General features: G+C 70.2%; 17 protein-coding genes. 11 read left to right on the top strand and 6 right to left on the bottom strand.

Translation table 11 applies throughout. From position 1 onward, the window contains the following. Window positions 1–160: 160 nt before the first annotated feature. The 3 genes from BLV39_RS19710 to dapB are packed head-to-tail and all read left to right on the top strand — an operon-like array spanning window position 161 to window position 4,659. A complete protein-coding gene (locus BLV39_RS19710) occupies window positions 161–2,545 on the top strand; it encodes a polyribonucleotide nucleotidyltransferase (protein WP_090794421.1) in 2,385 nt (794 codons plus the stop codon). Between the two features lies 1 nt (window position 2,546). Continuing rightward, a complete protein-coding gene (locus tag BLV39_RS19715) occupies window positions 2,547–3,893 on the top strand; it encodes a M16 family metallopeptidase (protein ID WP_090797558.1) in 1,347 nt (448 codons plus the stop codon). 10 nt (window positions 3,894–3,903) lie between these two features. Beyond that, the gene (gene dapB / locus BLV39_RS19720; RefSeq protein ID WP_090794424.1) at window positions 3,904–4,659 is read left to right on the top strand and encodes a 4-hydroxy-tetrahydrodipicolinate reductase; all 756 of its coding nucleotides are present in this window, start codon (window positions 3,904–3,906) and stop codon (window positions 4,657–4,659) included. A gap of 64 nt (window positions 4,660–4,723) precedes the next feature. Here dapB and BLV39_RS19725 read toward each other — a convergent pair whose 3' ends face one another. Beyond that, window positions 4,724–6,760 carry an amylo-alpha-1,6-glucosidase gene (locus BLV39_RS19725; protein WP_239083835.1) on the bottom strand — a complete coding sequence of 679 codons (2,037 nt, stop codon included), beginning with the start codon at window positions 6,758–6,760 and terminating at the stop codon, window positions 4,724–4,726. Between the two features lie 135 nt (window positions 6,761–6,895). Here BLV39_RS19725 and BLV39_RS19730 point away from each other — a divergent pair, with 135 nt between their 5' ends. From BLV39_RS19730 to BLV39_RS19745, 4 genes are read left to right on the top strand one after another with little or no spacing between them, the layout of a single operon-like run. Next, window positions 6,896–7,879, top strand: a complete 984-nt coding sequence (locus tag BLV39_RS19730) for a LacI family DNA-binding transcriptional regulator (RefSeq protein WP_090794430.1) — start codon at window positions 6,896–6,898, stop codon at window positions 7,877–7,879. Window positions 7,880–7,916: 37 nt separating this feature from the next. Further along, window positions 7,917–9,164 carry a sugar ABC transporter substrate-binding protein gene (locus tag BLV39_RS19735; RefSeq protein ID WP_090794435.1) on the top strand — a complete coding sequence of 416 codons (1,248 nt, stop codon included), beginning with the start codon at window positions 7,917–7,919 and terminating at the stop codon, window positions 9,162–9,164. 4 nt (window positions 9,165–9,168) lie between these two features. After that, window positions 9,169–10,305: a carbohydrate ABC transporter permease gene (locus tag BLV39_RS19740; protein WP_090794439.1), complete on the top strand. Its 1,137-nt coding sequence runs from the start codon at window positions 9,169–9,171 to the stop codon at window positions 10,303–10,305. Further along, window positions 10,293–11,153, top strand: a complete 861-nt coding sequence (locus BLV39_RS19745; protein ID WP_090794442.1) for a carbohydrate ABC transporter permease — start codon at window positions 10,293–10,295, stop codon at window positions 11,151–11,153. The genes BLV39_RS19740 and BLV39_RS19745 overlap by 13 nt, the downstream gene beginning before the upstream one ends. A 54-nt stretch (window positions 11,154–11,207) precedes the next feature. Here the strand turns inward: BLV39_RS19745 and BLV39_RS19750 are convergent, their stop codons facing one another. Then, window positions 11,208–11,849: a VOC family protein gene (locus BLV39_RS19750; RefSeq protein ID WP_090794445.1), complete on the bottom strand. Its 642-nt coding sequence runs from the start codon at window positions 11,847–11,849 to the stop codon at window positions 11,208–11,210. A gap of 148 nt (window positions 11,850–11,997) precedes the next feature. Here BLV39_RS19750 and BLV39_RS19755 point away from each other — a divergent pair, with 148 nt between their 5' ends. Continuing rightward, on the top strand, window positions 11,998–12,408 hold the full coding sequence (locus BLV39_RS19755; RefSeq protein WP_090794449.1) for a hypothetical protein: 411 nt from the start codon (window positions 11,998–12,000) through the stop codon (window positions 12,406–12,408). Window positions 12,409–12,431: 23 nt separating this feature from the next. On the opposite strand, the gene BLV39_RS19760 is transcribed toward BLV39_RS19755, so the two are convergent. Continuing rightward, window positions 12,432–13,004, bottom strand: coding sequence for a GNAT family N-acetyltransferase (locus BLV39_RS19760; RefSeq protein WP_090794454.1), 573 nt, complete (start codon window positions 13,002–13,004; stop codon window positions 12,432–12,434). On the opposite strand from BLV39_RS19760, the gene BLV39_RS19765 reads away from it, so the two are divergent. After that, window positions 13,003–14,226, top strand: a complete 1,224-nt coding sequence (locus BLV39_RS19765) for a glycosyltransferase 87 family protein (RefSeq protein ID WP_090794457.1) — start codon at window positions 13,003–13,005, stop codon at window positions 14,224–14,226. The two genes, BLV39_RS19760 and BLV39_RS19765, sit on opposite strands and share 2 nt — an antisense overlap. Here the strand turns inward: BLV39_RS19765 and BLV39_RS19770 are convergent. After that, complete coding sequence (locus BLV39_RS19770; RefSeq protein WP_090794460.1) at window positions 14,170–14,709, bottom strand: GNAT family N-acetyltransferase; 540 nt, start codon at window positions 14,707–14,709, stop codon at window positions 14,170–14,172. The two genes, BLV39_RS19765 and BLV39_RS19770, sit on opposite strands and share 57 nt — an antisense overlap. Window positions 14,710–14,782: 73 nt before the next feature. On the opposite strand from BLV39_RS19770, the gene BLV39_RS19775 reads away from it, so the two are divergent. Together BLV39_RS19775 and BLV39_RS19780 are read left to right on the top strand one after the other, a co-directional pair. Further along, window positions 14,783–16,003, top strand: a complete 1,221-nt coding sequence (locus BLV39_RS19775) for a winged helix-turn-helix domain-containing protein (RefSeq protein ID WP_090794463.1) — start codon at window positions 14,783–14,785, stop codon at window positions 16,001–16,003. Further along, the gene (locus BLV39_RS19780; protein ID WP_373315388.1) at window positions 16,000–16,695 is read left to right on the top strand and encodes a DUF2752 domain-containing protein; all 696 of its coding nucleotides are present in this window, start codon (window positions 16,000–16,002) and stop codon (window positions 16,693–16,695) included. Before BLV39_RS19775 ends, BLV39_RS19780 begins: the two co-directional genes overlap by 4 nt. Before the next feature lie 61 nt (window positions 16,696–16,756). On the opposite strand, the gene BLV39_RS43055 is transcribed toward BLV39_RS19780, so the two are convergent. Together BLV39_RS43055 and BLV39_RS19785 are read right to left on the bottom strand one after the other, a co-directional pair. Next, complete coding sequence (locus BLV39_RS43055) at window positions 16,757–16,903, bottom strand: hypothetical protein (protein WP_176984988.1); 147 nt, start codon at window positions 16,901–16,903, stop codon at window positions 16,757–16,759. A 23-nt stretch (window positions 16,904–16,926) separates the two neighbouring features. After that, on the bottom strand, window positions 16,927–17,724 hold the full coding sequence (locus BLV39_RS19785) for a DUF4097 family beta strand repeat-containing protein (protein WP_090794466.1): 798 nt from the start codon (window positions 17,722–17,724) through the stop codon (window positions 16,927–16,929). Between the last annotated feature and the right edge of the window lie 12 nt (window positions 17,725–17,736).

The raw sequence follows: 17,736 nt of genomic DNA on the forward strand, positions 1-17,736 counted from the left end.
TCGGTAGTTGTCGACGCACCGGTCCTCGGTAGTGGCCCCCGGGCCGGCCGGCACACAGATGCCGGCTCCCCCGGGCGCTTCGATCGAAGACCGGACGCAGAGCAGCTCCCCCTCGCATCGGGGTCGAGCCGTGCCACGACCGAAGGAGCACAACGCACTCATGACCGAGACCAAACTCGGCGACAAGCAGAGCACTGCGGTGATCGACAACGGGGCCTTCGGGACCCGCGAGATCACCTTCTCCACCGGCAAGCTGGCCCGGCAGGCGCCCGGCTCCTGCATCGCGCAGCTTGGCGACACCACCGTCCTGTCGACGACCGCGGCCGGCAAGTCGCCGCGCGACCAGTTCGACTTCTTCCCGCTGACGGTCGACGTCGAGGAGCGGATGTACGCGGCCGGGCGGATCCCGGGCTCGTTCTTCCGTCGCGAGGGCCGCCCCAGCGAGGACGCGATCCTCACCTGCCGCCTGATCGACCGGCCGCTGCGCCCCTCGTTCGTCAAGGGCCTGCGCAACGAGGTCCAGGTCGTCGAGACCATCCTGTCGCTCGACCCGGCCCACCCGTACGACGTCGTCGCGATCAACGCGGCCTCGCTGTCGACCAAGCTGTCCGGCCTGCCGTTCTCGGGCCCGATCGGCGCGACCCGCATGGCGCACATCGACGGCACCTGGGTCGCCTTCCCGACCCACGAGGAGCTGGCCCGGGCCACCTTCGACATGGTCGTGGCCGGCCGCGTGCTCGCCGACGGTGACGTCGCGATCATGATGGTCGAGGCCGAGGCCACCGTTAACACCATCAAGCTCATCGCCGAGGGTGCGACCGCGCCGACCGAGGAGGTCGTCGCCGGCGGTCTCGAGGCCGCCAAGCCGGCCATCCGCGAGCTGTGCCGCGCGCAGAGCGAGCTCGCCGACGTGGCCGCCAAGCCGGTCACCGAGTTCCCGGTCTTCCTCGACTACCAGGACGACGCCTACGAGGCCGTGTCCGGTGCCGTCCGCGGCGAGGTCGCCGAGGCGCTGAAGATCATCCTCAAGGCCGACCGCGAAGAGGCGCTCGACCGGATCAAGGACAAGGTCCACGAGCAGCTCGACGCCCAGTTCGAGGGGCGCGAGAAGGAGCTCTCGGCCGCGCTGCGGTCCGTGACCAAGAACGAGGTGCGCAGCCGCGTGTTGCGCGACCAGGTCCGCATCGACGGCCGCGGCCCGCGCGACATCCGGCCGCTGTCGGCCCAGATCGAGGTCCTGCCCCGGGTGCACGGCTCGGCGCTGTTCGAGCGCGGCGAGACGCAGATCCTCGGCGTCACCACGCTCAACATGCTTCGGATGGAGCAGCAGCTCGACACGCTGTCGCCGGAGAAGCACAAGCGCTACATGCACAACTACAACTTCCCGCCGTACTCGACCGGTGAGACCGGCCGGGTGGGCTCGCCCAAGCGCCGCGAGATCGGCCACGGCGCGCTGGCCGAGCGGGCGCTGGTGCCGGTGCTGCCGGCTCGCGAGGAGTTCCCCTACGCGATCCGCCAGGTCTCCGAGGCCCTCAGCTCCAACGGCTCCACCTCGATGGGCTCGGTCTGCGCCTCGACGCTGGCCCTGCTCTCGGCCGGTGTGCCGCTGAAGGCGCCGGTCGCCGGCATCGCGATGGGCCTCATCTCCGACGAGGTCGACGGCAAGACGCAGTACGTCACGCTGACCGACATCCTCGGCGCCGAGGACGCGTACGGCGACATGGACTTCAAGGTCGCCGGCACGCCGGACTTCGTCACCGCGCTCCAGCTCGACACCAAGCTCGACGGCATCCCGTCCGACGTGCTGGCCGGCGCGCTGCAGCAGGCGCACGAGGCCCGCACGACGATCCTCGGCGTCATGCACGACGCGATCGAGGCTCCGGCCTCGATGTCCGACCACGCGCCGCGGGTGACCACGGTGAAGATCCCGGTCGACAAGATTGGCATGGTCATCGGGCCCAAGGGTCAGACGATCAACGCGATCCAGGACGAGACCGGCGCCGAGATCTCCATCGAGGACGACGGCACGATCTACGTCGGCGCGACCAACGGCCCCTCGGCCGAGGCTGCCGTCGAGCGGATCAACGCGATCGCCAACCCGACGCTGCCGAAGGTCGGCGACAAGTTCCTCGGCACCGTGGTGAAGACGGCCGCGTTCGGCGCGTTCGTCTCGCTGCTGCCGGGCCGTGACGGCCTGCTGCACATCTCCAAGGTGGGCAACGGCAAGCGGGTCGAGCGGGTCGAGGACTTCCTCAACGTCGGCGACAAGGTCGAGGTCCAGATCGCGGACATCGACGCGCGCGGCAAGATCTACCTCGACAAGGTGCGGGCCGAGGGCGAAGAGGCCCCCGCCGCCGAGGAGGGCGCTTCCGAGCGTCCGCCGGCGCGGTCCGGTGACCGTGGCCCGCGCGACCGGGGCGACCGCGACCGCGGCGACCGTGGCCCGAGCGGCGACCGTGGCCCGAGCCGCAGCGACGACGGTGGCCAGGGCGGCGAAGGCGGCGAGGGCGGCGAGCCGCGGCGGCGGCGCAACCGGCACAGCTGAGATGACAACGCGTGAGCGGGCCGGCGCTTCGGCGTCGGCCCGCGCCGTCACCCGTACCCTCATCACCGACCCCCTCGGCGGCACGATCCGGCGCACCGTACTCCCTTCGGGGTTGCGGATCCTGACCGAGGCCGTGCCGGCGATGCGCAGCGTGTCGTTCGGCATCTGGGTGTCGATCGGCTCCCGGGACGAGACGCCCTCGCAGTCCGGCTGCTCGCACTTCCTGGAGCACCTGCTCTTCAAGGGCACCAAGAAGCGCACCGCCCTCGACATCTCGGCGCAGATCGAGGCCGTCGGCGGCGAGACCAACGCCTTCACCACGAAGGAATACACCTGCTACTACGCGCGGGTGCTGGACGCCGACCTGTCGATGGCGATCGACGTCATGTGCGACCTGATCTCCGACTCGGTGCTGGCCCCGGCCGACGTCGAGACCGAGCGCGGCGTGATCCTCGAAGAGATCGCGATGCACGAGGACGAGCCGGGCGACGAGGTGCACGACATCTTCAGCTCGGCGGTCTACGGCAAGCACCCGCTGGGCCGGCTGATCTCGGGCACCGAGGAGACCATCTCCCCGATGACCCGGCGCCAGATCGACACGTTCTACCGCCGCAACTACGTGGCGCCGTCGATCGTCATCGCCGCGGCCGGCAACCTCGACCACAACACCGTCGTCCGGCGGGTCCGGGCCGCGCTGGCCGGCACCGTGCTGGACAGCCCGGCGGCGGCACCGGGCGGGCACCGTCCGGCCACCCCGGCGGTGAAGCTGCGCAGCGGTCAGGTCGTCGTGACCAACAAGGACAGCGAGCAGGCACACGTCGTGCTCGGCGGTGCCGGCATCTCGCGGCTGGACCAGCGGCGGTTCGCGCTCAGCGTGCTCAACAACGTGCTGGGCGGCGGCATGTCGAGCCGGCTGTTCCAGGAGATCCGTGAGCAGCGCGGGCTGGCCTACTCGGTCTACTCGTACGCCAGCCAGTTCGCCGACAGCGGCCTGTTCGCGGTCTACGCGGGCTGCGCGCCCGGCAAGGTCGAGGAAGTGCTCGACCTGACCCGCAACTCGCTCGCGGCGGTGGCCCGGGACGGCGTGACCGCCACCGAGGTGGCCCGGGGCAAGGGAATGGCCAAGGGCTCGTATGTGCTCGGCCTCGAGGACACCGGCTCGCGGATGAGTCGACTGGCAAAGGGCGAGTTCCTCTACGACGACCCGCTGTCTGTGGACGACCTGCTCGCCAAAGTCGACGCGGTGACGGTCGACGAGGTCAACGCGCTGGCCGCCGAATTGTGCGGGCAGCCCATGTCTCTGGCCGTGATCGGCCCCTTCGAAGACGGCGACGTCCGTTTCTCCTAAGGTGAATCCCGTGAGTGACGTGCGCGAACCTGTCCGGGTCGGTGTGCTGGGCGCCCGTGGGCGTATGGGTGTCGAGGTCTGTAAGGCGGTCGACGCGGCCGACGACCTGGAACTGGTCGCGATGATCGACCAAGGCGACGGGCTGTTCGCCGCCTCCGACGCCGGCGCCGAGGTGATCGTCGACTTCACCACCCCCGACGTGGTGATGGACAACCTGCACTGGTGTGTCGAACAGGGCATCAGCGCCGTCGTCGGCACCACGGGCTTCAGCGAGCAACGGCTCGATCGGATCCGCGGCTGGCTGTCCCACAAGCCCGAGGTCGGCGTGGTCGTCGCGCCCAACTTCGGCATCGGCGCCGTGCTGATGATGCAGTTCGCGGCCAAGGCGGCCCGGCACTTCGAGTCCGTCGAGATCATCGAGCTGCACCACCCGCGCAAGGTCGACGCGCCGAGCGGCACCGCGACGCACACCGCCCGGCTCATCGCCGCCGCGCGCGCCGAGGCCGGGCTCGGTCCCGTGCCCGACGCGACCAAGGACGAGGTCGACGGCGCCCGCGGTGCCGACATCGACGGGGTGCGGGTGCACGCGGTCCGCTCGACCGGGCTGATCGCGCACCAGGAGGTGCTGTTCGGCACCCTCGGCGAGACGCTGACCATCCGACACGACTCGCTGGACAGAGCGTCTTTCATGCCGGGTGTGCTGCTTGCCGTCCGCGAGATCCGCAACCGGCCGGGTCTGACCGTGGGGCTTGACGCACTGCTCTGAGCAAGCGAAGGAAGGGTCCCTTGTTAACGCGCTGTGCGTTAACAAGGGACCCTTCCTTTCACACTCAGTGGTGACGGGGGAGGGCCAGCTTCAGCGTGTCGGGCAGGCCGGTGACCGTGGCCGAGCCATCCGCGCCGACGACCACGTCGATAGACGCGTCGCCGATGCGCAGGCCGCGGGCCGTTACCGCGCCGAGCGGGGCGCCGGGCAGCGGCGCCAGGGCCACCGTGCCGGCCGGCACGTCGGGGCGGAGGCCGACCGCCGCGTGCAGCAGGGTGACTCCGGCCGCTGCGGCCCAGGCCTGGGGGCGGCAGGCTGCCGGGTAGGGGACCGGACGACCTAGCTCGGTGCGGTCGTCGCCGCCGAAGAGCTCCGGGAGTTGGTAGTCGAACGACTCCGCCGCGGCCAGCAGACCCGAGGCCAGCGTCGCCGCCGCGGCCGGGTGGCCGGCTCGGGCCAGGCGGTCGACCACGATCGCGGTGTCGTGTGCCCAGACCGAGCCGCAGTGGTACGACAGCGGGCTGAACGCCGCGTCGTGTGTCGACATGGTCCGCAGCCCGAAGCCGCCGGCCAGCGCCGACGAGGCCAGCAGGTCGGCGACCTGTGCCGACTCCTTCGCGGTCAGCAGGCCGGTGCCCAGCAGGTGGCCGATGTTGCTGGTCAGCGCGTCGACCGGCCGCTTGTCGCCGTCCAGCGCCAGCGCGGGGTGCGCGCCGCCCGGGCCGTCGACCCAGAACGTGTCGCGGAACCGGGTCGCCATTTGCTCGGCGTACTCCCGCCAGCGCGGACCCCCGGGCCGGCCGAACGCGTCCAGCAGGGCGGCGCCGTGCAGGGCCGCCTCGTACGCGTATCCCTGCACCTCGACCAGCGCGATCGGCGCCGTGGCTTGCGAGCCGTCGCGGAATCGGATCGAGTCGCCGGAGTCTTTCCAGCCCTGGTTGGCCAGCCCTCGGCCGCTCTCGTCGATGTACTCCAGGAATCCGTCACCGTCCGCGTCGCCGTAGTCGGCCAGCCAGCCGAGGGCGGCCTCCAGCGCGGGCACCAGCGACTCGACCGCGGCCGGTGACATGCCCCAGCGCCAGGCGTCGTGCAGGAGCGAGATCCAGAGCAGGGTCGAGTCGACCGAGCCGAAGTACGCGGCCGGCAGGTGCGCCTGCGCGTCGGCCCGGCGCAGCTCGTGCAGGATCTTTCCCGGTGCCTGGCCGGTGTCCTTGTCGACGGCGGTGCCCTGGTGCGCGGCGAGCACCCGCAGCGTTCCCTCGGCGATGTCGGTGCCCAGCGGGAGCAGCATCCGGGCCGCCCACAGGCTGTCGCGGCCGAACAGCGTCAGGTACCAGGGCACGCCCGCGCCGAGGAAGGTGTCGCCGTCGCCCGCCGACAGGCGCAGCCGCAGCGACTCCAGATCGTCGAGCGAACGTGCGGCCAAACGCGAGAGCCGGCGGTCGTCGGCGGTCACCGTGGGGCGTGACCACTCCACGGCCACCGCGGGCTCGCGGACCAGGGCGGCCGGGTCGCTGACCCGCAGTTGCCACGACACCGTCACCGACGTACGCGGCGCGACCGTCAAAGACCAACGCACCGTGCCGTCGTCGTCCACCTCTGCGCCGGGCGCGGTCGCCACCACCGTCACGGCACCGGCTGACCAGGTCAGGCCCGAACGCACGACGCCCGAACCGTCGACCGCGCGACCGGCCTTGACCGGTGAGATCGGCGCCAGGTCCGCGTCGAGCGCCAACGACAGCTCCGTCGCCACCACGGAAGCGGCGGTCGAGGTGACGGTGATGGTCTCGTCGAGCCCGGTGGGCACCAGGCGTCGTTCGCGGGTGACCCGCACCGTGGGGTCGGGCCCGGGGTCACCGAGCCAGCGGGCAAGTCCCACGAAAGCCGTCACGCCCGGGCCGAGCGGAGAGTTCGCCACAGGCTCGACAGATCGCCCGTCGAGCAGCAGCTCAGCGCGGCTCAGTACCCGTACGTCGGCATGGAACATCCCCTGCACCCCGACCGCCCGGATCTGGCCGGACGGTTCGCACAGGACACTGGCGGGTGCCCGCACCGTCGAGATCAGATCGTGGAGCAGCGGCTGAAGGTTGCGGTCTGGCACGAAATCTCCTGTGAACGTCGGCGCCATCTTGACAGAGCCGGGATGGCGGCGGCAGAGTGCGAAACAACCCTGCAACTTGAACGATCCAATAATGCACTTTCGACTTTGAACGTTCAAGACCGTGAGAGGTAGCAAATGGCGGAGAAGGTCACCATTGCCACCGTGGCGGCGCGCGCCCAGGTTTCCCGGCAAACGGTGTCCAATGTGCTCAACAGCCCGCAACTCGTGCGGGAGGAGACGCGTCGCCGTGTCGAGGAGGCGATCGCCACTCTCGGTTACCGGATCAACCAGGCTGCGCGCCAGATGCGCACCGGGCGTTCCCAACTGCTCGCCGTGCGTATCGAACCCACTCGCGACGGCATCAACGGCTCGGTGCTCGACCGGTTCCTGCACGGACTTACCTTCGCCGCCGCCGCGGCCGGCTACCGGGTGATGCTCTACACGGCCGACGACGACGGCGACGAGATCAAGACCTTCGACAACCTGCTCGCCTCGTACGACCTCGACGGCTTCGTCCTGACCGGCACCGACCACGGCGACGTCCGCACATTCTGGCTCGCCGAGCGCGGCGTGCAGTTCGTGACGTTCGGCCGCCCGTGGGACGAGCCCGAGCGGCACTCGTGGGTCGACGTCGACAACGCCGACGGCACCGCGCAGGCGACCCGCCGGCTGATCGACACCGGGCACCGCCGGATCGGGTTCATCGGCTGGCCGAGCGGGTCCGGCGTCGGCGACGACCGGCGCGAGGGCTGGCAACGCACGATGAAGGCCCACGACCTGGACCCGACGGGCCTCGACCGCGGCGCCGCCGACGGCATCGCACAGGGCGCGGAGTGCGCCCGGGACCTGCTCACCACGGCCGAGCCGCCCACCGCGTTCGTCTGCGCCAGCGACTCGCTCGCGCTCGGCGCCCTCCAGGCCGCCGGCGGACGCACGGCGGTGATCGGCTTCGACGACACCCCGGTCGCCCAGGCGATCGGCCTGACCAGCGTCAGCCAGCCGCTGCCGGAGGCGGCCGCCCGCTGCATCGACCTGCTCATCGACCACCTCGACGGGCACCCCGTCGGCACCACCCAGGTGCTGCTCGAACCGTCCCTGATGATCCGCACCACCGCGTAACAGACCCCTTCAAACCCCCCTTCTCCAGGAGTACGACATGAGACGAAACAGGTTCCGCGGCGCGGCCGTAGCGGTCCTCGCCGCCGGCACGCTCCTCGCCTCCGCAGCTTGTGGCGACAGCTTCGACGACGGCGCCGCACCGGCGCAGCAGTCGTCGGGTCCTGCCGCCCTGCAGATCCTCATCGGCTCCTCGGGCGACGCGGAAACCGCGGCGGTCAAGGACGCGGCGGCGGCTTGGGCGACCAAGAGCGGCAACACCGCGACGGTCACCCCGGCCCAGGACCTGACCCAGCAGCTCGGCCAGTCGCTGGCCGGCGACAACCCGCCGGACGTGTTCTACGTCGACGCCGGCCGGTTCGCCGACTACGCGAGCGTCGGTGCGCTGGAGCCCTACGGCGACAAGGTCGACAACCCGGGCGACTTCTACCAGAGCCTGAAGGACACGTTCACCTTCGACGGCAAGTTCTACTGTGCGCCGAAGGACTTCTCCACGCTGGCCCTGGAGATCAACACTGACCTGTGGACCAAGGCCGGGCTGACCGACGCCGACGTCCCGACCACCTGGGACCAGCTCACCAGCGTCGCCCAGAAGCTCAAGGCCAAGGGCACCATGCCGCTGGCCGTCGCGGACACCCGCGACCGGGTCGGCGCGTTCATGGTCCAGTCCGGCGGCTGGATCGTCAGCAAGGACGGCAAGCAGGCCACCGCCGACAGTGCGGAGAACGTCACCGCGCTGAGCTACGTGCAGTCGCTGCTCAAGGGCGGTCTAGCTTCGTACCCCAAGGCGCTTGACGCCGGCTGGGGCGGCGAGGCGTTCGGCAAGGGCAAGGCCGCCATGACGATCGAAGGCAACTGGATCAAGGGCGCGATGACCAACGACTTCCCGAACGTGAAGTACACGGTGCACGAGCTTCCGGCCGGCCCCAAGGGCAAGGGCACGCTGTCGTTCACGAACTGCTGGGGCATCGCCGCCAAGAGCAAGTTCAAGGACCAGGCGATCGACTTCGTCAAGGCGATGACCTCGGTCGACCAGCAGATGACGTACGCCAAGGCGTTCGGTGTCATGCCGTCCCGCCAGTCGGCGCGTGACCAGTACACCGCCGCGTTCCCCGCGGACAAGGCGTTCATCGACGGTGCCGAGTACGCGCAGGGCCCGGTCAACGCGCCGAAGATGGACAGCGTCCTGGCCGACTTCGACGCCTCGCTGAACACGCTGGCCAAGGCCGACCCGAAGGCGCTGCTCGGGACGCTGCAGAAGAACACTCAGGCGACGCTGGGCGGCTGAGTAGATGTCGACCGTTACGACCGCCTCCGCGGACCGGGATGACCGGTCCGCGGGTGGCGGCCGGCCGGCCACCAACGGGCATGGTGGCCGGCCGCGGTTCGGCCGCGGGATCAGGAGCAACGAGCGGATCGCGGGCTGGCTCTTCGTAGCCCCCGTCATCGTCTTGCTCGGCGTCTTCTTCCTCGCGCCGATCATCATGGCGTTCTGGGTCAGCCTGACCGACTGGCAGGGCCAGGGCAGTCCGTTCAAGTCGGGCGTGCCGTTCGTCGGCGGCGACAACTACACGCGGCTGTTCACCGAGGACGGGCTGGCCCGCCGGGACTTCATGACCAGCATCCGCAACAACCTGTACTACGTGGCGATCGTCGTGCCGGTGCAGACCGTGCTGGCGCTCGGCCTCGCCCTGCTGGTCAACAACCGGATGCTCAAGGGCAAGAGCTTCTTCCGCACCGCCTTCTACTTCCCGTCCGTGACGAGCTCGGTCGCCATCAGCGTGGTGTTCCTGTTCATGTTCGCCAACTCGGGCGCCATCAACGGGATCCTGTCGTTCTTCGGCATCGACGGCCCGGCCTGGTTCTCGGACGCCCGCGGCCTGATCCACCTGATCCTCGGCGTGGTCGGCGTGGACAACCCGCCGCAGGCGCTGAGCAGCGGTGGACCGCTGGGGCTGACCTGGTGGGACTGGCTGTCCGGGCCGAGCGTGGCGATGTGCGCGATCATGGCGCTGGTCATCTGGACCACGTCCGGCACCTTCATGCTGATGTTCCTCGCCGCGCTGCAGAGCGTGCCGGTCGCGCTCGACGAGGCCAGCGAGCTCGACGGCGCGTCCCGCTGGCAGCGGCTGCGCTACGTCACGCTGCCGCTGCTCAAGCCGACCATGTTCCTGGTGCTCACGCTCGGCCTGATCGGCACCTGGCAGGTGTTCGACCAGATCTACGTGATGAGCCAGGGCAACCCGGCGAAGACCACGCTGACCCCGGCGTTCCTGTCCTACCGCACCGCCTTCAAGGACTTCGACTACGGGCGGGGCGCGGCGATCTCGTTCGTGCTGTTCCTGATCATCGTCGTGCTGACCCTGGCCCAGCGCTGGGTGATGCGCGACCGCGACGAGCCCCGCCGGAGGTTCCGATGGCTACGTTGACGGAGGCGAAACGACGCCGCCACGGCGGCATGGTCAACACCGTCGTCGGGTACGCCGTCCTGATCTTCTTCGCGCTGGTCTTCATCTACCCGTTCGTGATCCAGCTCGCGAACTCGTTCAAGTCGGAGCCGGACGCGGCCGCCAACCCGCTCTCGCCGGTGCCGCATCCGGTCACCACGGATTCGTTCGCGCGCCTGCTCGACGGCGACTTCCCGCTCTGGCTGGGCAACTCGGTGCTGGTCGCGGTGGTGGTCACGGTCGGCCGGGTGTTCCTGGACTCGCTGGCCGGCTACGCGCTGGCCCGGCTCCGGTTCGGCGGCCGAAAAGCGATCTTCGCGACCATCGTGGCGATCATGGCCGTACCCGGCGTCGTCCTCTTCATCCCGAAGTTCCTGGTGCTGAACCAGCTCGGCATCTACGACACGTACACGGCGCTGATCCTGCCGTTGCTCGTCGACGCCGCGGGCGTGTTCATCATGAAGCAGTTCTTCGAGTCGATACCGCTGAGCCTGGAAGAGGCCGCCCGGATCGACGGGGCGGGCGTGTTCCGCACGTTCTGGTCGGTGGTGCTGCCGTCGGCCCGGCCGGCACTGATCACGCTGACGATCCTGTCGTTCCAGGGCACGTGGAACGAGTTCCCGCACACCCTGGTCGCGGTCCAGGACCCGAGCCTGTTCACGCTGCCCCGGGGGGTCGCCAACCTGGTCTCGGGCGCACTCGGCTCAGGCACGCAGTACCCGCTGAAGCTGGGCGCGGCCCTCCTGGCCACGATCCCGGTGGCGATCATCTTCGCGATCTTCCAGCGCTACTTCGTCCGAGGCGCCACCGAAGGCGCGGAGAAAGGCTGACCCTAGCGCCCGAGGTCTAGGTAATTCATTGCTGCTCCAGCGGCAACGAATTACCTAGATCTGCGGGTTGGGTTGAGCGTCACCTGGCGCGGCGGTGATGTGCTCCCAGGCGAAGCCGTCCGGGTCGGTGAAGGGTCCGGATTCGCTGCCGAACGCGATCCGGTGCGATCCGGTGCCGTCCTCGGAGACGCCGGCGGTCTTGGCGAGGGAACGGCGCTTGTTGAGCGTCAACTTGATCGGACCCGAGTCGAACTCGACGTACTTGCTGCCGAAGCTCTTGGCCACGGCCAGGCCACGCTCGACGTAGAACCGCTTGCTCGCGGCCACGTCCGTGGATCCCAACTGGAGCACGAGGTCGTCGACCTGTCTGACGGCGGGGCCGGTGTCTTTCTTCGAGGAAGACGCGACCGTGACGAGCGTCCCGTCCGGGGCTTGCACAACGCCGCCGTAGCCCCACAGCGACTTCGCGGCCGGCTTCAGCACGGTGGCGCCGGCGTCGACGGCGGCGCCGATGAGGGCGTCGGCGTTGGCCGGCTGGGACACGATGAGTGACAGCGTGTATCCGCGGAAGCCGGTCGTCGGTGCCTCCGAGGCGCGCGTGCGTACCTGCTTTCCCAGTCCGAGGGCCTGCGTGTAGAACCGGTCGGCGGTCGTGGGGTCGGCAACTTCGAGGATGACGTACTCGATGGAGGTCATGGTCGGCTCCCTGTGGGTGCGTTCTGTAGGTCAATAATCAGGTCAGACGCACGCCATTGTCGCTTTTCCCGGGCCTGCCTTCGCCGGGCGTCGCGGAGCGTGATCTGGCCGATACGGTGTTGCCTGACCTCGATCTGAAGGGCCTGGCATGCGCGGTCGACAGTGGCGTCATGGTGGGCCGACTGCGGGCCTCGCGCTGCTCACGCGGCGGTGGCTGCTCGGGCTGGCTGCGGCGGCCGTTGCGGTGCTGGCCGGGTGCGGGCTCTGGTTGTGGGCCGTCGGGCCGCCGTTCAGCAAGGGCGAGTCCGATCCCGAGCTGGAGGTCCGCAACGAGCGGACGGCCCCGTTGACGATCGAGGTGTCGACCGACGCGGACAAGCGCCAGTTCGTGGTGCCGGCCGGCGGGGACCTGGGCATCCGCGTCAACGACGAGTGCGGCACCGGCGAAGTGACGGCACGGGTCGCCGACCGGGTCGTGGCTCGTCTCGACGACCCGTTCTGCACAGCCAAAACCTGGATAATCCACGCCAACGGCACCGCCGAACTGGTCGGTGGCTAGTGCCCTGAAGATCTTGAATTGAGCTATTCGTCGCTGGGCGTGGCTGTGAGGTCGACATGGAGTCTTAGCTGGTAGACCAGCATGTCTTCGACGTCCAGGGCCCGCCCGGCTCCGTCTGGCGCCCAGCCCGCCGCGGTCAGGAACTTGCGGGTGGCCGCGTCCCCGTCATATGCCCAGGCCACCGCGAACGCGAACTCGTCCTCGCGCCACAGGTCGACGCTGGCCGCGAGCAGGCGGCTGCCGTGCCCGCGACGGCCGAAGCGGGGCTCGATCAGCAGGTCCGTGATGGCCGCCACATCGTCCGGCAATGCTGGCTCTTCCGGCGCCAGAGCCTGCTCGTCGGCGGGGCCGGAGGCCGCAAAACCCACCAGATACGATTGTTCGGCCTGCTCGACGGCCACCAGCACCCGGTGCCGCGGCGACGGCGGCTGCTCGACCGCGGCGCTCCAGCGCTCGGCGATCCACGCCTCGTCGAGGTTGTCGAGCACGTGTCGGGGAAGCATCCGTTTGTACGCGACCCGCCAGGTCGCGACCTGGATGCGAGCGATCTCGGCGACGTCCTCGGGACGCGCCGGGCGGACGAACCCGAGTGCCATGAGTGGTGAGCCTACGGAGTGGGAGCAGCGGGTGATCGAGCGGGCCGCGCGCCGCGAGGCCGTGATCGTCGCGGGCCTGGCGGTCGCCGTCGGTGCGTTCGTGGCGGTCTTCGCCGTCCGGCACGGGTTCTTCGACCTCAAGGTCTACTACGGCGCGGTCAACTACTGGATCCACGACCACGGCATGCTGTACGACTTCCTCAAGCCGAACAGCAAGTACGGCTTCACCTATCCACCGTTCGCCGCGATCGCGATGGTGCCGATGGCGGTCGTGCCCTGGGTGCTGGCCATCCTGATCAGCATCGGCCTGACGCTGGGCGCCACGTACGCGCTGCTGCGCTGGCTCGTGCTGCCGGTCGCCCGCCGCGAGGGCTGGACGCCGTGGTTCGCGATCGCGGTCGCGTTCCTGCTGATGCTGGCATTCGAGCCGTACCGGGAGACGCTCAGCTTCGGCCAGGTCAACCTCCTGCTGCTGTTCCTGGTCGCGCTGGACGTGCTGGTCGGCGTGGCCGGCGGGCGGCGCTGGGCCGGGGTGGGCATCGGCCTGGCCACCGCGATCAAGCTGACCCCGGGCGTGTTCATCGTCTACCTGCTGGTCACCCGGCGCTGGCGGGCCGCGCTGGTCGCCAGCGGCACCGCCGCGGTGGCCACCCTCGCCGCCGCCGCGGTCGACCCGGGCGCCTCCCGGGAGTTCTGGACCAGCGCGCTCTGGGACACCGACCGGGTGGGCTCGCTGGCCTTCGTCTCCAACCAGTCGTTGCAGGGCCTGGTCGCCCGGCTCGATCCGGAGCACCCGTCGTCGCTGGCCTGGGCGGTGCTGGTGATCGGGGTGCTCGGCGTCTGGGCGTGGCGGGTGCGCTCCGCCTCGCTGGCCGAGGGGCTGGCGCTGACCGGCGTGCTCGGCTGCCTGATCAGCCCGGTGACCTGGGTGCACCATCTGGTCTGGCTGCTGCCGGCGCTTTTCCTGCTGTTCGACGCGGGTGTGCGGGCCTCGGGCCAACGCCGCCGCGTTCTACTGGGGTGCGCGGTCGTCTTCTACGCCGTGCTGTGCAGCCGGCTGGTCTGGGCCTGGGAGCACGGGTTCGGGGGAGTGGGCGGCTTCCTGGGCAGCAATGCGTACGTGTGGATCAGCCTGGCCTTGTTGATCTTCTTGCCGCTGCGGTCCTCAGTCGAGGACGCGGCTGTAGCGGAGCTCCGGCAGCGGGACGCGGTCGCCGCTTGAGGGCACGACGACGTCGTAGGTGGCGCGCTCGCCGTCCGGGGTGAAGCCGGCCTTCGCGTAGAAGCGCCGCGTGCGGTGGTTGTCCTCGAGCACCCAGAGGCGGACCTCTTTGTAGCCTCGCCGGGTCAGCTCGGTCAGGGCCGCGCGCATGAGCTCTCTGCCGATGCCGGTGCCGACCCGGTCGGGCTCCAGGTAGATGGCCAGCACCTCGCCGACCGTCGGGTCGAGGTCGGTGCGGTCCTGCTGGTTGCGGTACGGGCCGAAACTGACGAAGCCGAGCACGGCGTTGTGGTCGGTGGCGACCAGGGTCTGGAAGGCCTCCGCGCCGTGGTGCTGTCTGCGCTGCGCCGCTCGCTGCTCGGGGTCGAGGGCGTCGAGCACCTCTTGCGGGATGATCCCGGCATATCCGGACTGCCAGGCCCGCACGTGTACGGCGGCGACGTCAGGGATGTCGTCAGGCGTCTCCGGGCGGATGGTGACCATGTCGGGATGTCTATCGCACCGGCTCGTCCGCGCGCTGTGATTTTTGTCGGAGGGTTCCGATAGCGTCCCGGACGTGGCAGTCGAATCGTTGTCGCTGGCTCAGGCCCGCCGCATCGCTCTGGCCGCGCAGGGGTTCACCGACCCCGCGCCGGCCGGCGTCCCGACCGCCCGCCACCTGCGCCGGGTGGTGGGCCGCACCGGGTTGCTCCAGATGGACTCGGTCAATGTCCTGCAACGCGCGCACTACCTACCGCTCTACAGCCGGCTCGGTCCCTACCCGACCGCGTTGCTCGACCGGGCGGCCTACCGCCGTCCGCGCACGCTTTTCGAATACTGGGGTCACGAGGCGTCGCTGATCCCGGTCGAGCTCCAGCCGGCGTTCCGCTGGCGGATGTCCCGCGAGCACCAGTGGGGCGGCCTGCGCCGGTTCGCCGAGGAGCAGCCCGACATGGTCAAGTGGGTGCTCGACGAGGTGCGCGAGTCCGGGCCGCTGACCGCCGCCGAGATCGAGCGCGACGAGCCGCGCGACCGGTCCAACTGGGGGTGGAACTGGTCGTCGGTCAAGTCGGCCCTCGAATACCTCTTCTGGTCGGGCGAGGTGATGGCCGCGTCGCGCAACTCGTCGTTCGCCCGGGTCTACGACCTACCCGAGCGGGTCCTGCCGGCGTCGGTGCTGGCGGCGCCGACGCCGACCGAGGCCGAGGCACACCGCACGCTGGTCTCGGTCGCGGCCCGCTCGCTGGGCGTGGCGGCGGAGTTCGAGCTACGCGACTACTTCCGACTACCGGTGGCCGGCGCCCGCGCGGCGATCGCGTCGCTGGTCGCGGAGGGTGCGTTGCTGCCGGTCAAGGTCGAGACCTGGAAGCAGCCGGCCTACCTGGATCCCGCGGCCAAGCTGCCGCGCTGGGTGCGTGGTGATCGGTTGATCAGTCCGTTCGACCCGCTGGTCTGGGAGCGGGCGCGCACCGAGCGGCTGTTCCACTTCACCTACCGCATCGAGATCTACGTGCCGGCCCCGCAGCGGGTCTACGGCTACTACGTGCTGCCGTTCCTTCAAGGCGACCGGTTCACGGCGCGCGTCGACCTCAAGGCCGACCGCAAGGCCGGCGTCCTGCGGGTGCCGGCGGCCTGGGCCGAGCCCGGCGTCGACCGCGTGGCAACGGCTCGGGCGCTCGCCGCGGAGCTCGAGCGGTTGGCCGGCTGGCTAGGCCTTTCCTCGGTCGCGGCACCCGAAGGCGGCGATCTGGGCGGCCCACTAGCAGCCGCACTGGCGAGCACCGCCGGTGTACCGTGACGACCATGACGCCCGCACCCGGCCCGGCCGCACCGCAGGCGTCGCCGGAAGCGGAAACCGCGACAACGGAAGACTCCTCGATACCGGGTGCGCCGATCGCCGGCGGTGCGGACGCCGTTCCTGAGGGCGGCAACGACCCGTCCGCGATGCCGGGTCCTGACTATTCAGTCGGTTATGCGGCCTACGGCGGGCCGGATGGCGCCGTGCCTCCGACGTTTCTTCCGCCGTCCTACGCGCCGCCTCGGCGGGGTCGGGTCGGGCGGGCCTATCTGCGGATGCTCGAACGGGTGCCGCGGTGGTTGGCGCCGCTCGCGGTGCTGGGGTGCATCGGGGGAGCGGTCGGCTACACGCTGATCAGCAACCCGACCGACAGCGCTCCGGACGCGCCGCCGACCTGCATCCTCAAGCTGACCACCGGGCTCGACTGCCCGGGATGTGGCGGCACGCGCGCCGCCTGGTATTTGCTGCACGGCGACGTCGCCGCCGCGGCCCGGCACCATCTGGTGTTCGTGTTCGCGGTGCCGTTCATCATCTACCTCTACATCGCCTGGGCTGCGCAGCGCGCCTTCGGCCGCAAGCTTCCCCAGTTGAAGATCCCACCGGTGGCGATCGCCATCTTCATGGGCGCCTGGCTCGCGTTCTCGATCCTGCGCAACCTGCCCTGGGCGCCTTTCAACTGGTTCTACGTCTAAGAGACCGCGCAACACCGAAGGACCCGCCGGCTTGGCCGGGGGTCCTTGGTGGACGGCGGGGTCAGCGCCGGGTTGCTCCGCCGTCGTCGCGGTCGCCGCGCATGGCTCGGGCGACGCGCAGTGCGAGGTGGCGGCGCTCCGCGGTGCGGCGCATGGTGCGGTGGCGTTCGCCGGCGAGGGCCAGCAGGATGTTCGGGTTCTCGTACATGTGACTGTCCTTTCGGGTCAGGGTCAGGCGCGGTGGATGTCGATGTCGCCGCTCATGGTGCGCAGCTGGAGGGTGAGCTGGCCGCCGGCGGTCTCGGTGGTCTCGGCGGTGGGCTGGCTCATGTCGAGGCCGTTGCGGGTGTCGCCGGAGAGGGTCTTGACGTCGAACCAGACGCCGGTGCCGGCCAGGACGCCGATGCTGACGTCGCCGGACGCGGTGCTGATCCGTGCGGTGCCGCGCTGGGCCTTGCGGACGACCACATCGCCGGACGCGGTGTCCAAGCTGATGTCGCCGCCGGCCTCGTCGATCTGGACGTCGCCGCTCGCGTACTTGCCCGTGAACGTGCCGCCCACCGCCTCCACCCGCAGGTCGCCCGAGGCGCCCCTGGTGCGCAGGTGCCCGTCGACGCGGCCCACCCGGACGTCGCCGCTGGCCGTGCCGACCGTCGCGTCACCGCTGATGTGCTCGGCCCGGACGTCGCCGGACGCGGACTCGACCTCGACCCCGCCGACCCGGCCCTGGCACGTGATGTCGGCCGAGGCGGACTTGCCGCTGACGGTGCTGTCCAGCGGCACCAGCACGCGGATCGCCACCGCGCCACTGCGCAGCCGGAAGCCGCTCTGGTCGGGGGTGACGATCGTCAGCCGGCCGTTCTGGAACTCGACGGTGGTCTCGTCGGCGATCCGGCGGGACTCGCTGCTGCGGCCGGAGGCCTCGACCGTGGCGACGGCGGTCGCACGCTCCTCGGCGACCACGTCGACCGAGCCAGATGCGATCTTGAAGGCGACGGTGATCGGGCCGTCGACGGGGAACTCGGGCATCGTGCTGCTCCT

Source organism: Asanoa ishikariensis, assembly GCF_900107455.1.
Classification (GTDB): domain Bacteria; phylum Actinomycetota; class Actinomycetes; order Mycobacteriales; family Micromonosporaceae; genus Asanoa; species Asanoa ishikariensis.

Coding starts and splice junctions, on each gene's coding strand:
- BLV39_RS19710 (WP_090794421.1), top strand. CDS start 161: ATGACCGAGACCAAACTCGGCGACAAGCAGAGCACTGCGGTGATCGAC.
- BLV39_RS19715 (WP_090797558.1), top strand. CDS start 2,547: ATGACAACGCGTGAGCGGGCCGGCGCTTCGGCGTCGGCCCGCGCCGTC.
- BLV39_RS19730 (WP_090794430.1), top strand. CDS start 6,896: ATGGCGGAGAAGGTCACCATTGCCACCGTGGCGGCGCGCGCCCAGGTT.
- BLV39_RS19735 (WP_090794435.1), top strand. CDS start 7,917: ATGAGACGAAACAGGTTCCGCGGCGCGGCCGTAGCGGTCCTCGCCGCC.
- BLV39_RS19740 (WP_090794439.1), top strand. CDS start 9,169: ATGTCGACCGTTACGACCGCCTCCGCGGACCGGGATGACCGGTCCGCG.
- BLV39_RS19745 (WP_090794442.1), top strand. CDS start 10,293: ATGGCTACGTTGACGGAGGCGAAACGACGCCGCCACGGCGGCATGGTC.
- BLV39_RS19750 (WP_090794445.1), bottom strand. CDS start 11,849: ATGACCTCCATCGAGTACGTCATCCTCGAAGTTGCCGACCCCACGACC.
- BLV39_RS19755 (WP_090794449.1), top strand. CDS start 11,998: ATGCGCGGTCGACAGTGGCGTCATGGTGGGCCGACTGCGGGCCTCGCG.
- BLV39_RS19765 (WP_090794457.1), top strand. CDS start 13,003: ATGAGTGGTGAGCCTACGGAGTGGGAGCAGCGGGTGATCGAGCGGGCC.
- BLV39_RS19760 (WP_090794454.1), bottom strand. CDS start 13,004: ATGGCACTCGGGTTCGTCCGCCCGGCGCGTCCCGAGGACGTCGCCGAG.
- BLV39_RS19770 (WP_090794460.1), bottom strand. CDS start 14,709: ATGGTCACCATCCGCCCGGAGACGCCTGACGACATCCCTGACGTCGCC.
- BLV39_RS43055 (WP_176984988.1), bottom strand. CDS start 16,903: ATGTACGAGAACCCGAACATCCTGCTGGCCCTCGCCGGCGAACGCCAC.
- BLV39_RS19785 (WP_090794466.1), bottom strand. CDS start 17,724: ATGCCCGAGTTCCCCGTCGACGGCCCGATCACCGTCGCCTTCAAGATC.